The organism is Streptomyces daliensis (genome assembly GCF_054782395.1).
In genome coordinates this window covers 338871-354216 of sequence record NZ_BAAGSO010000060.1, presented here as the reverse complement: position 1 = coordinate 354216, position 15346 = coordinate 338871, and the positions used below count along the sequence as shown (strand labels likewise).

Annotated in this window: 10 protein-coding genes; 7 read left to right on the top strand and 3 right to left on the bottom strand. The window is 74.2% G+C overall.

Annotation, left to right across the window (positions count from 1 at the left end):
* Positions 1-224 precede the first annotated feature (224 nt).
* A complete protein-coding gene (locus tag ACYVOO_RS15160; protein ID WP_461016159.1) occupies positions 225-1715 on the bottom strand; it encodes a carboxylesterase/lipase family protein in 1491 nt (496 codons plus the stop codon).
* Positions 1716-1821: 106 nt separating this feature from the next.
* On the opposite strand from ACYVOO_RS15160, the gene ACYVOO_RS15155 reads away from it, so the two are divergent.
* Positions 1822-2421, top strand: a complete 600-nt coding sequence (locus ACYVOO_RS15155) for a TetR/AcrR family transcriptional regulator (RefSeq protein WP_461016158.1) — start codon at positions 1822-1824, stop codon at positions 2419-2421.
* A 706-nt stretch (positions 2422-3127) separates the two neighbouring features.
* Here the strand turns inward: ACYVOO_RS15155 and ACYVOO_RS15150 are convergent.
* A complete protein-coding gene (locus ACYVOO_RS15150; RefSeq protein WP_461016157.1) occupies positions 3128-4240 on the bottom strand; it encodes a PucR family transcriptional regulator in 1113 nt (370 codons plus the stop codon).
* Between the two features lie 539 nt (positions 4241-4779).
* Here ACYVOO_RS15150 and ACYVOO_RS15145 point away from each other — a divergent pair.
* From ACYVOO_RS15145 to ACYVOO_RS15120, 6 genes are all read left to right on the top strand, one after another.
* A complete protein-coding gene (locus tag ACYVOO_RS15145; RefSeq protein ID WP_461016156.1) occupies positions 4780-5421 on the top strand; it encodes a hypothetical protein in 642 nt (213 codons plus the stop codon).
* Entirely contained in the window at positions 5418-7007 is a 1590-nt protein-coding gene (locus ACYVOO_RS15140; RefSeq protein WP_461016155.1) for an NADH-ubiquinone oxidoreductase-F iron-sulfur binding region domain-containing protein, read from the top strand. The genes ACYVOO_RS15145 and ACYVOO_RS15140 overlap by 4 nt, the downstream gene beginning before the upstream one ends.
* A gap of 185 nt (positions 7008-7192) precedes the next feature.
* Positions 7193-8245 carry an SCO0930 family lipoprotein gene (locus ACYVOO_RS15135; RefSeq protein ID WP_461016154.1) on the top strand — a complete coding sequence of 351 codons (1053 nt, stop codon included), beginning with the start codon at positions 7193-7195 and terminating at the stop codon, positions 8243-8245.
* A gap of 383 nt (positions 8246-8628) precedes the next feature.
* Positions 8629-10470: a fatty acyl-AMP ligase gene (locus ACYVOO_RS15130; RefSeq protein ID WP_461016153.1), complete on the top strand. Its 1842-nt coding sequence runs from the start codon at positions 8629-8631 to the stop codon at positions 10468-10470.
* A gap of 131 nt (positions 10471-10601) precedes the next feature.
* Positions 10602-12575 carry an acyltransferase domain-containing protein gene (locus ACYVOO_RS15125; RefSeq protein WP_461016152.1) on the top strand — a complete coding sequence of 658 codons (1974 nt, stop codon included), beginning with the start codon at positions 10602-10604 and terminating at the stop codon, positions 12573-12575.
* Between the two features lie 9 nt (positions 12576-12584).
* A complete protein-coding gene (locus tag ACYVOO_RS15120; RefSeq protein ID WP_461016151.1) occupies positions 12585-13739 on the top strand; it encodes an alpha/beta hydrolase in 1155 nt (384 codons plus the stop codon).
* Positions 13740-13833: 94 nt separating this feature from the next.
* Here the strand turns inward: ACYVOO_RS15120 and ACYVOO_RS15115 are convergent, their stop codons facing one another.
* Entirely contained in the window at positions 13834-15087 is a 1254-nt protein-coding gene (locus ACYVOO_RS15115) for a PucR family transcriptional regulator (RefSeq protein WP_461016150.1), read from the bottom strand.
* Positions 15088-15346 lie beyond the last annotated feature (259 nt).

Genomic DNA, 15346 nt, shown 5'->3' with positions numbered 1-15346 from the left:
TCCGCATGGCGAGGGGGCACCTCCCAGCGGTAGCTGGGGGAGGGTGGGCACAACCCACCCACCGGCCCGCAGCACGCGAACGCAGGCGCACCCCTGCACCGGGGGTGTTGCGCGGGGCCGTTGGCCCGTGAAGTGGGAACCGTAGGGTCCCGCGCTGGGGTGGGCCCCGGCAGACCCGGAGCGGAGGTGGGCCGCCGGGTGGGAGGTGGTGTCAACCCGGACGATTACGCATGGTCGAAGGGGGCGGGGAAGTGGCCTTCCCAGATCTGGCGGGATGCCTGTTCGGGGTAGGGCAGAGTCTTCGACTCGGCGTCCAGGACGCGGGTGAGGTGCCCGCCGGGCCGGTGCGCGTGCCAGCCCGCGTCGCCGGTGGTGACGAAGCGAACCCATGCCTCCTGGAATTCGCGGGAGAGCGCGACGGCCTCGGGAACAGGCTCCTCGCCGATGAGCTGGGTGCCGACGGGGCTGTCCAGCGTGCCGAACGCCAGGGGCAGGTCGAGGCTGTGGCAGGCGCCCAGGATGCCGCCGAGGGCCGGGGCCACCCAGCACAGTTCGAACAGGTACGAGGTGCCGCCGGCTGCGGCATTCGCCTCGGCCAGCTTCTGTGACGGCATGCGGAAGAGGGCGTCGGAGTACACCGTCTCCACCAGCTCCTCCGGGCCCGCCTGCGGGAACGCGGCACGGTAGGCCCGCTCGCCGCCCGGTTGAGGGGCGAGCAGTTCCAGGGCCGCGTGGGCGTCCTCCTCGGTGAAGGTGCCGTACCGTCCGCTCACGACGCTGAAGTACCGGAATTCGTCCCGGGCGTGGCCGACGAGGAGTTCGATCCCGCTCGCGCGCGCGCCGGTCAGCGCGGGCCAGGGAGTTTCCGGGAGGACCTCGCCGTCGACGACGGGGCACAGCGCGGTGCCGGCCTCCGTGAGGCGTCCCCAGCTCTCCCGGTACGCGTGGAGGCCGGCGTTGAAGGAGGTGAGCTCGGCGGCCAGGTGCCACGGGTCGATGTCGCGCAGGGCCTCGGCGGTGGGGGCCGCCGCGCCGAGCCGGTCCGCGAACGCGGCGGTGACCTGCCGTGCCAGCGCGGGGGTGCTGTACAGCCCCGGCACCGAATGGGCGATGGCCCGCCGGAACAGGCCGCGCGCGGACTTCATCGTCAGCAGGGCGGCGACCGAGCCAGCCCCGGCGGACAGCCCGCCCACGGTGACCCGGCCGGGGTCGCCTCCGAAGGCGGCGATGTTGCGCTGCACCCACTCCAGCGCCGCGATCTGGTCGAGGAATCCGCGGTTGGGCGGCGCGTCGTCGAGGAACGCGAATCCCTCCGCGCCCACGCGGCAGTTGATGGTCACCACGACGATTCCCGCCTCGGCCAGCGCTGCCGGGTCGTACATCGGGTCGCTCGACGCCGCCGCGAGGTAGCCGCCCACGGGGATCCACACCAGCACCGGCAGTCCCGCCGCGCCGGGATCCGGAGTGCCGACGTTGAGCGTCAGCCAGTCGGTGCCCTGCGGGGGCACGTCGATCGGCAGGGAAAGGGGCACCACGGGGCCGAACTCGGCCGCCTGCCTCGTCCCCTCCCAGCGGTGCGGCGGCGCGGGCGCGGCGAAGCGGAGCGCTCCGACCGGGGGCTGGGCGTAGGGGATGCCGCGGAACACCGCGTGCCCCTGCCGCCGGCGCCCCTGCACCACGCCTTCTGTGGTCCGCACCTTTGGCTGTTCGGACATGACGATTCCTTCCCTCGAGTCCTTCGAGTGGACTCCAGGATCACAGGTCAGGTGTATTATGTCGACCGTATTGGAACAGTCCTGGAGTACGAGGGAGGGGCTGGCGATGCCGAAACAGGTGGATCACCGCGAACGCCGCGAAGCGATCGCCCGCGCACTGTGGCGGGTGGTGGAACAGCGCGGCGTCACACAGCTGACGATGCGTGTGGTGGCACAGGAGGCGGGCATGTCACTCGGGCAGTTGCAGCACTACTTCGCCTCCCGGACCGCCATGCTCTCCTTCGCCATGGATTTCGCGTCCGAGCAGACTTCGGCGCGCGTGAACCAGTGGCTCGAAAAGCTCGGTGACCGTCCGCACCCCCGTGACGTGCTGCGACTGACGCTCGCGGAAATGCTCCCCCTGCATGCCGACGCCCGCGCGACCAGCCGGATGAGCGCCGCCTACGTCCTGGAGGCGCTGCACGACCAGGCCGTGCACGAGCAGGCGCGCCACAGCCTCGTCCAAGGGCGGGCCTCCGTCGAGCAGTTGGTCCGACAGGCGATCGCTGACGGGCACATCGACTCCGGTCGCGACCCGGCGACCGAGACCAACCTGCTTCTCGCCCTCACCGGCTTCACCTCCCTGATCGAACTCGACGTGATCGAGCCTCCGGACGCGCTCGCCGCGATCGACGTGCATCTGGACCGGCTGTTCAGCGGTACGTGACCTGCCTTGCGGGGACACCCCGCCCCGCCGGTGGCCCACCTCCACTCCGGGTGTGCCAATGCCCACCCCAGCGCGGGACCTACGGTCCCCACTTCACGGGGCGACCGCGAAGGGGTGCCTACCCGGTTGCCCCTTTGGGGTTTCGTTCGCGTGCTGCGGGCCGGTGGCACGGGTTGTGCCCACCCTCCCCCAGCTACCGCTGGGAGGTGCCCCCTCGCCGAGCGGGACGCTTGCCCACAACAAGAGTGGCTGGGCCCATACCGCAAGGTGCGGGCCCACAGCATGGCAACAAGCTCAGGGGACACCGGCCGATAGTTGGCCACCGGGTGGGAGGGGGTGCGGTGGGGTGTCCCCGCAGGACGAGCAAGTCACCGGCCGAGAGCCGAACACGAGACCTTCACGCCGAGGAGACACCCCACCGCGGCACCGACCCCCACCACACAGCAACCCCACACGGCCACCGGCCGAAACCAAGACCCACGCGGCGCCAGCCGCATCGCACCGTCACCACACGCCGCGCCGCAGCCACCGGCCCGGCAGCCGAACACGGCGCCAAGCCACACGCGCACCGCCCCCGTGAAGCCGCACAAAAATCAGCGCGGGACCCTGCGGCACCCACCACACCGGCCAACCATCCCGCGCAACACCCCCGACGAACCCGAAAACGGGGACACCCCGAAACCGCGGGCCGCGCAGAGCGATACGGCTACAACCCGTTCACCCTGGCCTCTCTCGCCACCCCGAGAGGCCTGATCCCCGCCCCCGCAGTGACCGTCCTCGCGCGTCGCCCGGCGCGCAAGCGCCGCCTCCGCACCTGGGACAGCATCCGACGCCCCCGCAACGTCATCTCCAGCTCGAAGCGCGTACGCGGATCCCGCAGCGCCGGCCCGAAGAGTTTCTCGATCTGCCGGAGCCTGTAGCGCACCGTCTGCGGGTGCACCTGAAGCGTCTTGGCCGCCTCCGGCGCGCCGCCGCTCTCCAGCCAGGCCAGCAACGTCACTTCCAGGCGCTCGCTCTGACGCGGCGTCAGCTCACTCAGCGGCTCCAGCCACCGCGCGGACAGCGCGCGCGTCAGCGACTCGTCCTGGAGGAGCAGCAGCATGGACAGGTGGTCGTCGACGAAGAGGACCCTGTGCTCCGCCCCCCGTTCCACACCCCGTTCAGCGCCGACGTCCGTCGGCGCGATCTCCAGAAGGCGCCGCGCCCAGCGTACGGAGGAGGCCGCGTCCCCGAGCGGCACGATGTGCCCGACCGCCGCCGTGCGCCCGCGCAGCAGGTTCTCCAGCGTGCCGGCGGCGTCCTCGTGCGGGTCGGGCACGAGCAGGCACAGTTCGCCGTCGACGGGGCTGACCAGCGCGTTGCCGAGCGCCGCCGCGAGTTGGGGGTCCTCGCAGGGCGAGGTCAGCGCGATGGCGCGGACCGTGTCGGGCAGGGGCCATCTGGCGGAACGGGACAGCTCGGTCAGCGGGATCTCGGCGCCGTCGTACTCCCGTGTCTCGCCGACGAGGGTGGCGAAGAGGTGGCGGCGGGCCCGGTCGATGGGCACTGCGGGGGCGACGGGGCCCGAGGGTACGGCCGCCGCCTCGGCGGCCATGTCTCTGATCTCCTGGTGCTGATAGCCGAGAGCCGTCAGCAGCGCCTGTTCCACCGCCCACTGGGCGTCTTCGCGCTCGATTTCCCGCAGAAGCGCCGACATCGCCGGAATGCTGTGCTGGAGCGCCTCCACCACCTGGTCCGCGATGGTGGGGAGTTCCTTTCTGAGAACCCGCGTCCACTCACCTCGTGGTCGTGACCAGATGCGGTTGAGAAGATCGCACATCTCTACCTCGTTCCTGCCGGGTTGGGCCTGTCCGGCGCGGGACGGTCAGGCCCGCGGAGGTTGCCTCCGACGCCGGTTTCCCGCCCCGGCGAAGGAGTAGTGAGGGTCCCCCTGCTTCCCCTGGTTGGGCATCATCGGCAGCCGCACTGGGCGACGGCGATCCCAGTGCAGGAATTTGTCACAGGACGATAAATCCTGTGAAGGTCCTATGCGCTTCCGAGATGCTTCTGCCTCCCGGCCGCCGCATTCTGGTCGCGCGAAGTGGATCGCGTAGAGAGCACAGCACCGGTCGTCACCGGTCGTTCCAGAGGCACGGCTTCGCCGTTTCCGTCAGAGCCGTCGGATCCGTGAGAAGCGTCGGATCAGCCAGATCCGTCAGATGCGCGGCCGTGGCCCAGGCAGAGATGTCGACACCGCGCGATCGGAAGACCCCGATGCCCCCAGAACAAGTCCACACCCCCCGCTCACACCGCCCCCCGTCCCCGCCAGGTGCCGCGCCGGGCAGGAGAGCGAGGCCCTCCGTACCGCCCGTACTGCCCGTGCCGCTCCCCGCCTCGCGGCACGCCGCGTTCGCGACGGCCACCGCGCTGGCCCTGTTCTTCGCGGTCAGCGGCGGCTCGTTCGGCAGAGCCTGGGCGTTCCTCGACTTCGGCGCGGGCGTCCTCGCCCTCGTCTCGCTGTCGGTGACGGTGCTGTGGGGGCTGGCGGCGACGGACCGTACGCTGCTGGGCCCCGGGCACCGGCTGGTGGCGCAGGCCGTGCACCGGGGCACGGCCGTCGCGGGGCTCGGCTTCCTCGCGCTGCATGTGTGGGTGAAGGTGGCCGAGCGCTCCACGACGGCCGCGGGCGCCGCGCTGCCCTTCGCCGACGCCGCGCAGCCGCTGCTCGTCGGGCTCGGGACGCTGGCCGGGTACCTGTTCCTGGCCGTGGCCGTCACGGGCGCGGTACGGGGTGTCTTCGCCCGCAGCGGGCGTTCGCGCTGGTGGCGCGCGCTGCACATGTGCGCCTACGTGGCCTGGGGCATGGCCCTGGTGCACGGCCTGCGTGCGGGCCGGGCCGCGAGCCCCTGGGTGACGGTCTCCTACGCGCTGTGCCTGGCCGCGGTGACCGCCGTCCTCACGATGCGGCTGGCTCCGGGGCGCAACGTGCCCCCGTCGGGCCGCGGAAAGGACCCGCGGTGACCTCTGTCGTTCCGCTCCGCACAACCGCCACCGCCGCCGCCACCGCCATGGGCGGGCAGCACGCCACGGTGCCGGCCGTCGCCTCCTTCGGCCCGCCACGGCTGCTGGCCGGGCTCGACGCGGGGCGACGGCTGGACCGCGTGGCCCATCTGACGACGCACGGTTCGCTGCCCGGCCTGCGCCCCGAGGAGCTGGTGGACCTCGCCGAGAACATCGACCTGCGGGGGCGCGGGGGCGCCGGGTTCCCTTTCGCCAGGAAGCTGCGCGCCGTCATCGAGTCGGCCTGCCGCCGCCAGGAGGCGCGTACGGCCGTGGTGGTCAACGGCAGCGAGGGCGAGCCCAGTTGCCTCAAGGACACGGCCCTCCTGCTGTTCGCCCCGCACCTGGTGCTCGACGGGGCGCTGCTCGCGGCGCGGGCGCTGGGCGCCGAGGAGGTGCGCGTCGGGGTGACCCGCGCCGACGTGGAGCGCTCGGTGCGCGAGGCCGTCACCGAACGCGAGCCCTCGGACCGTGGGTCGGGCCCCGGGCCCCGATTACGGGTGACGCGGCTGCCGGAGCGCTTCGTGACCGGCGAGTCCACGGCGCTCGTGAACGGCCTCAACCAGTTGCCGCCGCTCCCCTCAGGGGCGGGTGTCCGCTCCAGCGAGAGCGGCCTCGGCGGGCTGCCCACGCTGCTGTCCAACACGGAGACGTTCGCGCAGCTCGCCGTCGCGGCCCGGCTGGGCGCCCTGGAGTACCGCACGGCGGGGCTGCCGACGGAACCGGGCACGGTGCTGCTGACCGTCGGCGGCGCGCGGGTCGTGGAGACCCCGACCGGTGTGCCGCTGCCGTACGTGCTGGGCCTGTGCGGGCTCCAGCCAGGGCAGGGGGTGCTGATCGGCGGCTACCACGGCCGCTGGCTCGCTCCGCACGCCGCCTGGTCGGCCCGTATGTCACGGGAGTCCCTGACCTCGCTGGGCTCGACGCTGGGCGCGGGCGCCGTGCTGCCGCTGCCCGAGGAGACCTGTCCCGTGGGCGAGGTGGTACGGGTCGCGCGCTGGATGGCGCGGGAGTCGGCGGGGCAGTGCGGCCCGTGCGTGCTCGGGCTGCCCGCGCTGGCCGACGCGCTGGCCACCGCGTCCGACGGGGGCGGCACGGCCGCGCTCGACACGGTGCGGGCCCGCGCCGCCTCCGTCACCGGGCGGGGTGCTTGCGGGCATCCCGACGGCACGGCGCGCTTCCTGGAGTCGGCGCTGTCGGCGTTCCCCGAGGAGTTCACGCGGCACGCGCTGGGGCGTGGCTGCGGGCGGCCCGTGCTCGGCAGCCTGGCCGTGCCCGAGGAGCGGCTCGCGCTGCCGGGAGGTGCGGGGAGCCGTGCGCTCCCGGCAGCGCGCGTGGCACCGGAGGCGCGACGGGAGCGGCTGGTCGTCAACTGGACGCTGTGCCAGGGGCACGGGCTGTGCGCGGGTGTCGTCCCCGACGTGATCCGGCTCGGCGCCGACGGCTACCCGACGAAGGGGTCGGCCGAGGTTCCGGCGCGGCTGCGGAAGCAGGCGCAGCGCGCGGTGCGGCGCTGCCCCGCGCTGGCGTTGCGGGTGGAGGGCTGAGGGGGGCTCGGGTGTGCCGGGCTGCCGCTGCCCTCGCGGCCGGGTCCGGCGCAGGGGTCCCCACTGAGAGACACGTATCCCGGGTCTGGATATCTCAGCGTTTGGCGGCCTTTGACAATTTTCAGCGGCCCGAATCAGGACTCCACCACACTTCCTAGCCACGCGACCGAAGCGAAGGAGCAGTCATGAGGAGCACGAGGAACACGAGGAACACGAACAAGCGGCGTCATGTGGCGCTGGCCTCGGCGGCGGTCGTCGTCGCGCTGATGGCCTCCGCGTGCGGCACCAGCGGCGGCACCGCGCAGGGGAACGGCACGGTCCAGCCCGCGGGCGACAGCTCGGAGGCCGCCGACGGCTACGGAGGCGCGGGCGACGGCTACGGCAGCGGCGCCGACAAGGGCTCCGCGCAGACGGGCAAGGGCGAGGGCAAGGGCAAGGGCAAGGGCAAGCGCGCCGCCGCCAAGACCCTGGCCGTCCGCGACGTCGCCAAGCTGGGAGAGGTGGTCACCGACAGCAAGGGCTGGACGCTCTACCGCTTCGACGAGGACACGGCGAGCCCGCCCAGGTCCAGTTGCGAGGGGGCCTGCGCCGAGGCGTGGCCCCCCGTACCCGCGGCGGACGCGACCGCCGCAGACGGCATCGCGCCGGAGCGGCTGGGCAAGGTCAAACGCGCCGACGGCTCATGGCAGTTGACGCTGGCGGGCTGGCCCGTCTACCGCTACGCCAAGGACACCGCGCCCGGCGACACCAAGGGCCACGGGGTCGGCGGCACCTGGAACGCGCTGGCACCCGACGGCAAGAAGGCGGGCCGGAGCGCGGTGCAGCTCACGGCCGTCGACAACGCGGACCTCGGCACGATCCTCACCGACGCGAAGGGCAGGACCCTCTACCGCTTCGACAAGGACACCGCCTGGCCGATGAAGTCCCACTGCAAGGGCGCCTGCCTCGACACCTGGAAGCCCGCGAAGCCGGTCTCCAAGGACAAGCTCAGCGGCGTCGCCAAGAAGCTGGTCGGTACGTACAAGCGTGCCGACGGCACCGAGCAACTGGCCGTCGACTGCTGGCCCGTCTACTGGTTCACGGGCGACGAGCAGCCCGGCGACGTCAACGGCCAGAACAAGCAGGGCCTCTGGCACGCCGTCACGGACAAGGGCGGCAAGGCGAAGGGCGAGGTCACCTCCAGCGGCTCCGGGGACACCGGGGACTCCAGCGACACCGGCTCCGGCGGCGGGTACTGACGGACGCCGCACGCCGGACGCGTGGGGCCGGGGGCAAGCGCCGCCCCCGCCCCTGCCCGTGCCCCCCCCACCGCGCGCACAACCCCATTCGCGGAGGAAACCGAGGGGCGAATAACGCACCGGGGAACGGGATTTGTCACGGCGCCGACGAAAAGCCGGAAAATCCACGGGCCGCACACCGCCCACCAGCACGGCCGAAACCGCCCGGACGGGCGGAGTTGTCACCTCGGGACAAGTTTTCCGGGAGCCGGGGAGAAAAATTGCGCCTCCGTTGACCCCGTTCCCGGCGAATTCTAACTTCGCGACTGCCGCGGAATACGGGCTCTCCCCAGGGAAATCGGCGCCCCGCCGCGGCCGTACCGTCCGTCCCTCTGGAGGCACCCATGCAGCAGGCACATTCCCCCGCTCCTGGCGGAGCGCATATCCGGGGCGTCGCGGCGGGCCGTGGCCGCGGCGCCGAGGAGACCGTTCCCGCGGCGCTGACGCGCTGGGCGCGGGAGCGGGGCACACGGCGCGCTTTCAGTTTCGTGGAGTTCTCCGAGGAGTTCCCGCAGGGCGTGCACCGCACGCTGACGTGGAGCCAGGTGGACCGGCGGGCCCGCGCCGTCGGCACGCGCGTGTCCGCGCTGGCGGCGCCAGGCGACCGGATCGCCCTCATGGCGGCCCAGGGCCTCGACTACGTCGTCGGCTTCCTGGGCTGCCTCTACGCGGGCGCCGTCGCCGTCCCCCTGTTCACCCCCGACCTGCCGGGGCACTCCGACCACCTGGGCGCCGCGCTCGCCGACTGCGCCCCGGCCGCCGTGCTCACCTCGCGGGAAGCGGCCGAGCGCGTACGCGCGCACGTCGCCCTGCACCTCGGGCCCGGAGGGCCGCCCGTGGAGACCGTCGGCCACGTCCCGGTCGCCGCGGCGGCCGGGGGCTGGGAGCCGCTGGTGCCCTCGCCCGACGCCGTGGCCTGCCTCCAGTACAGCTCGGGCTCGACGCGCGCGCCCACCGGCGTGACGCTCACCCACCGCGCCCTGGCGGCGTCCGCCCGGCAGGCCGCTGACGCCTTCGCCGCTCCCGGCGGCGGGTTCACCGCCGTGAGCTGGCTGCCCCTCTTCCACGGCATGGGGCTCGTCCTCGGCGTCGCGGCCCCCGTGCTCAGCGGCGCCTCCTCCGTCCTCATGGCCCCCGACGCGTTCCTGCGCCGCCCGGTGCGCTGGCTGCGGCTGCTCGCGCTGCACCCGTACGCGGTGAGCGCGGCGCCCGACTTCGCCTACGGGCTCGCCGCCGCGCGCGTCCCCGAGGGGGAGCGGCGCGAGCTGCGGCTGGAGCGGGTCGCCAGGCTCGTCGACGGCGGCGAACCCGTGCGCCCAGAGACCCTGCGGAACTTCCAGCGCGCCTTCGGGCCCTGCGGGCTCCCGCCGGAGGCCCTGTGTCCGGCGTACGGGCTGTCCGAGGCGACGGCCCTCGTCACCGCCGTGCCCCGCGGCACCCCGCCCACCTCGCTGCGCGCCGACCGCGCCGAACTGGCCAGGGGCCGCCTCGTCCCCGCCCGCGCCCGCTGCCGGGAGGTGAGCGCGCTGAGCGGCTGCGGGGTGCCCGTCGGCCAGTCGGTGGCCGTCGCCGACCCTCTGTCCGGCATCCGGCTGGAGCCGGGCCGGGTGGGCGAGGTCTGGGTGCGGGGCCCCAACGTGGCGCGCGGCTACTGGGGCCGCGCCGACCGGACAGCCGAGACCTTCGGCGCCCGGCTGCTGGGCGCGGACGGCACGCCGCTGGAAGGCGCGTGGCTGCGCACCGGTGACCTGGGCGCGTTCCACGGGGGCGAACTCTTCCTCACGGGGCGGCGCCAGGACCTGATCATCGTGGACGGCCGCAACCACTACCCGCAGGACATCGAACGCACGGTCCAGGACGCCCACCCCGCCGTACGGCGCCACCATCTCGCCGCGTTCTCCGTGCCGTACGGCACGTCGGAGGAGGTCGTCGTGGTGGCCGAGCACCGCCGCGACCGCTCCGGCCGCCGCACGGAGGGCCCGGCCCCGGAGGAGCTGGACCCGGAGGCGGTGGCCCGCGCGGCGCGCGAGTCCGTCGCTCTCGAACACGGCGTGCGGCTCGCCGACTTCGCCCTCGTGCCGCCGGGGGCTGTGCCGCGCACGACGGGCGGCGGGATAAGCCGCACGGCCTGCCGCGAGCGGTACCTCAGCGGCGAACTGCCCCGCCACGAGGGGAGCCGGACATGACGGCCACGGGGGCGGCGAGGGGGGTGGGGGGCGCGGGGAAGGTACCTGTTCCTGTTCCTGTTCCTGTTCCTGTTCCTGTTCCTGTTCCTGTTCCCGTCGTCGCCGCCGTCGGCGGTGCCGACGAGACGCGGGTGCGCGCGACGGCGGCGCGGTTCGCGGAGTGGCTGGAATCCGACGCGGGGCGCCGCACTCCGCTGGAGGACATCGGGCGCACGCTGGCCGAGCGGGCACGGTGCGGCGGTGATGTGCGGACCGCGCTGGTCGCGAGGGACCACGGCGAACTGGCGCGCGGGCTGCGGGCCGTCGCCGCGCGGCACCACGCGCCGCCCGTGCTCCGTAGCCCGGCGCCGGGGGCCTGTGGCCCGTCCGGCCTGGTGTGGGTGTTCCCCGGGAGCGGGACGCCGTGGCCGGGGATGGGCGCGCGGCTGCTGGCCGCCGAACCGGGGTTCGCCGCGGCCGTCGACGAGCTGGAGCCCGTGCTGCTGGACGAGTGCGGCGTCTCCCTGCGCGCCGCGCTGGAGGCCGGGAGCGGGGCCGGGGACGGCGGGGCCGAGGGTGGCGGGTCCCATGTGGTGCGCTACGGGACCCAGTTGGCGCTGGCCGCGCTGTGGCGCCGCTACGGGGTCCGCCCTGCCGCCGTGCTCGGGCACGCGAGCGGCGAGGTCACCGCGGCGGTCGTCGCGGGCACCCTCACTCCCCGCGAGGGCGCACGGCTCGTACAGGCCCGCGCCCGCGTCCGTGCACGTGCCCGTCATGCCGCCGGTACGGGGCGGGAGGGCGCCGCCCCGGTACGCCGCGAGGCCGAATCCGCCGTGCGCGACGCCCGGTTCCGACGGGCCGTTGCCCTGGCGGTGGCGGAGGGGGCGACGGGGGCGACGAGGGCGGGGTTCCTGGAGATCTCCCCGCACCCGGTGCTCGCCGGACCGCTCGCGCACTCCGTACGGGCGACGGGTGCCGGGGAAGCGCTGATCGTGCCGACGCTGCGCCGCGCCGACGACGCGGCCGTGGCCTTCCGTACGAGCCTGGCCGCGCTCTTCGTCCACGGAGCCCCGGTCGATCTGCGGCAGGCGCACTCGGCCGGAAAGGTACGCGAACTGCCCACCGCGCCCGGTATCCGCGACGCGGTCTCCGCGGACGCCGCCGGAGCCGCGTACGTCGCGGACCGGCTGGCCAGGATGGTCGCCGTCGTCATGGGGCACGCACCCGAGCGGGGCGACCACCTCGACAGGACGGTGCCCCTCACCGAGCTGGGTCTGGACTCGCTCATGGGCGCACGCGTCCGGCTCGCCGCCGAGCACGAGTTCGGGCTCGTCCTCCCCGTACGCCTGATGCTCCACGGCACGACGATCGACGAGGCCGCCGCGTGCGTCGCGGCACGCATGGGCGGACGCTCCGGCACCCCGGCCGTGCCGCCGTCGCGCCCCGCCGCACCGGCCGACACCGCGCCGTCGCCCGCGTACCCACGGCTGCGCAGGCTCCGCGCGGGCAGCGGCGACGGGGAAGGCGACAGCGACGGCGACGGGGCAGGGGACGCGCCGCCGCTCTTCCTCGCCCACCCCGTGGACGGCCCGGCCTCCGTCTACCAGGCGCTCGCCGACCGGCTGCCGGCGGGCACCGCGGTGTACGGGCTGGAGCGCCCCGAGTCCCCTGGCGGGGCGGCCGAGCGCGCGGCGCTCTGCGCGGAGTGGGTCAGGGCCGTGCGCCCGCACGGCCCGTACCGGCTCGGCGGCTGGTCGCTGGGCGGCTTCCTCGCCATCGAGACGGCACGGCTGCTGGCGGCCGGGGGCGAGGAGGTCGAGTCGGTCGTGCTGATCGATCCCGTACGCCCGCACCCCGTACGCGACGCGGGCGACGGAGCCGACGCGGCCGTCGCACCGGCCCCGTACGAGGGCCGCGTGCTGCTGTGCCGCGCCATGGAACCCGCTCCGCGCGCCGCGCTGGACGACGGCCCGGCGCCGGGCTGGGACGAGATCTGTCCGCGGCTGCGCGTCGTGACCGTGCCCGGACACCATCTGTCCCTGCTCGAACCGCCCTACGTGAACGCGCTCGCGGCCCATGTGGCGAGCGAGTTCTCCGGCCCTGTGACCCACCGTACGGCGAGCTGAGGGAGCGTCATGTCCAGCCTGTCGACCGACACGGCACGCAGATCGGCGGCGGCACTGGTGGCGGCTCTGGCCACCGCGGTACGGCACCAGGCGCCCCCGCCCACGGCCAGCATCCCGCCTGCCCCGGACACCCGGGCCTGTGCGGGCCGCGCCGCCGCACAGGGCCGCGGGCCGCGCGTCGTCTCCGAGCGGCGCACGGGCCCCCGCACCGTCGACCTCCTGATCGACTCGCCCGCGCTGGGCCACGAGGCACCCGTACGCCTGCTGCTGCCCCGCGACTTCGACCGCGCGCCCCACGCCCGGTGGCCGGTGCTGTGCCTGCTGCACGGAGCGCACGACGACCACACGTCGTGGACGAGGGAGACGGACATCGAGACGTTCACGGCGGACAAGGGCGTCCTTACCGTGCTGCCGGACTCGGGGCCAACGGGCATCCCGACCGACTGGTGGCGGTGGGGGCGTCCTGGGGCGCCCGACTACGAGACGTTCCAGGTGGACGAGGTGATGGACGTGCTGCGGTGCGGCTACCGCGCCGCGCGCGCACGCGCCGTCGCCGGGATCTCGACGGGCGGCTACGGCGCGATGGCCCAGGCGGCCCGCCATCCCGGCGCCTTCCGCGCCGCCGCGTCGTACAGCGGGCTGACCGACACGACGCTGCGGGGCATGCCCGCGTTCGTCCACTCCGTCGTGGCCCGCGAGCATCTGCCCCCGCGCTCCCTGTGGGGCAGCCCGCGCGCCCAGTCGGCCAACTGGCACGCGCACAACCCCCGTGCGGGCGCGCGGGGATTGCAGGGCACGGCCCTGTACGTCTCGTGCGGCAGCGGCGGTGGCGACGGCAGCGGCGACGACCGTGGCGGCCGGGTGCTCAAGCGTGCCGAGGACCCCTGGCGCGCCGAGCTGCTGGAGAGCGTCATGTGGACAGCGGCCAAGAGCTTCACCGCCCGGCTGGAACAGCTCGGCATCCCGGCGACGACGCACCTCTACAGCGGCGGCACGCACACCTGGCCGTACTGGTGGCGTGAGTTCCGCCGCTCATGGCCCCTCCTGGCCCAGTCCCTCGGCCTCGGCTCCGAGCCCGAGCCCGGTTCCGGTTCCGGCCCCGAGCCCGGTTCCGGTTTCGGTCCCGAGCCCGGTTCCGGTTCCGACGGCAGAGGCGGCACATAGCCCAGGCGCCCCCGCCGCAGGGCCGCCCCGCAGCAGGGGCCTGGTTGCTCCCCGGGCCCCGTCGAGGGCCGCCGGGACCGTGGAAATCCCCCGACTACGGGACCGGCGGCCCACCCCCGCGCCCATACCCGGACACGGCGCCCCGCACCGCACCCGCGCTCTTCCGCCCCTGCTCGGCGGCCCCGTTCCGGCCGCCGCCCGACAGCTTGTCGAGCAGCACCCGCACACGCAGGGCGATCTCCAGGTCGAACCGCGCGCCCGGATCGCGCCAGCCCTCCCCGTACAGCTCCTCGATCTGCCGCAGCCTGTAGCGCACGGTCTGCGGATGGACGCACATGCGCCGGGCGACCTCGGGTGCGCTGCCGCCCGACTCCAGGCACGTCAGCATCGTCTCGGCGAGGCGGTCGCGCTGCTTCGGGGTCAGTTTCGCCAGCGGCGCCAGGGTGTGGTCTGCGAGGCGGCGGATCAGCGCGTCGTCGTCCAGCAGGATCAGCGTCGAGAGGTGATCGTCGCAGTGCACGACCCTGCGTCCGTCGCCCAGTCCGTGCTGGGCCAGGTCCAGCAGCTTCCGCGCGCGACGCGCTGAGGCGGCGGCCTGCGACACGGGCACGGCGGGCCCGATGGCGGCCCGCCAGCCGCGCAGCCTGCGGTCCCACTCGGCCTTGGGGCTGGCGGGCCGGGCGGGGAGGAGGAGAAAGGGATCGGCGCGGTGCGTGTCGGCCAGCGCCTCGCTGCCCCAGGGCGCGGGGCCCGCGGCGAGCGCGTCCCTGCGGGGGCGCGGCAGCAGCGCGACCGCGACGACGGAGTCGGGCAGCGGCCAGCGCGCCGAGCGGGACAGTTCCCTGATCGTCCTGGCGGGCACCTCCTGCGCGGTGAGGAGGAGTTCGAGGAGCCGTCTGCGCTGCTCCAGCTCCTCCGTGGTGACGGAGCGCTGGGCCTCGCGGTAGCCCTCGGCGGTGCGGGTGGCCAGTTCGTCGATGTACTCGAAGACGGCCTCCGCGAGCTGGTACATGCGCGCGGCGGGGATGCCCGCCTGCCGTCCGAGCGCCACCCAGCGGCGCCAGGCGATCCTGGCGCCGAGCCGGTAGGCCGCCTGGAGCGCCTCCAGGTCGTGGCCCTCCAGCATCCGGTCGCGGCCGAGGGCGCGGTAGAGCTGCGCCGTCCGGGGGTCGAGCCGTGCGGGCGCTTGCGGGTCCGCGACCCGGTCCACGAACGTGCTGAGCGCGTGCACGACCCCGCGCCGTACGAGCCGCTCGTCGCGTTCCCCGGGGCGGGCCGTTATCCCGGGTATGGTCCGCCGGATCTCCCGTATGGTCTCCTCGGCCAGATCCCCCAATTCCGAACGCATTCGGGGGGCCATCTCACGCGGCAGTAACGTCCACTCGCTGCCCGCGGAAGACATTAAGGGCAGCCTCCTTTCGCGGGAATTCTTGAATACACAATCAGACAGTGCGTCATTCCGCAGTACCCGTCGCCTGCTCGCGACGGTGCAGAAGCTTATGACCCGGTATCCTCCGTGAAACACCTCATTTCCGGCCACCCCACCCGCCGTTCCCGTTCCCGTTCGCGGGAGAGGAACGGCCGTGAATTCTCACCGTCGTTGGGCC

Excerpts from the sequence above, each read along its gene's own strand:
- ACYVOO_RS15160 (WP_461016159.1), bottom strand. The coding sequence starts at position 1,715 with ATGTCCGAACAGCCAAAGGTGCGGACCACAGAAGGCGTGGTGCAGGGG.
- ACYVOO_RS15150 (WP_461016157.1), bottom strand. The coding sequence starts at position 4,240 with ATGTGCGATCTTCTCAACCGCATCTGGTCACGACCACGAGGTGAGTGG.
- ACYVOO_RS15130 (WP_461016153.1), top strand. The coding sequence starts at position 8,629 with ATGCAGCAGGCACATTCCCCCGCTCCTGGCGGAGCGCATATCCGGGGC.
- ACYVOO_RS15120 (WP_461016151.1), top strand. The coding sequence starts at position 12,585 with ATGTCCAGCCTGTCGACCGACACGGCACGCAGATCGGCGGCGGCACTG.
- ACYVOO_RS15115 (WP_461016150.1), bottom strand. The coding sequence starts at position 15,087 with ATGCGTTCGGAATTGGGGGATCTGGCCGAGGAGACCATACGGGAGATC.
- ACYVOO_RS15155 (WP_461016158.1), top strand. The coding sequence starts at position 1,822 with ATGCCGAAACAGGTGGATCACCGCGAACGCCGCGAAGCGATCGCCCGC.
- ACYVOO_RS15135 (WP_461016154.1), top strand. The coding sequence starts at position 7,193 with ATGAGGAGCACGAGGAACACGAGGAACACGAACAAGCGGCGTCATGTG.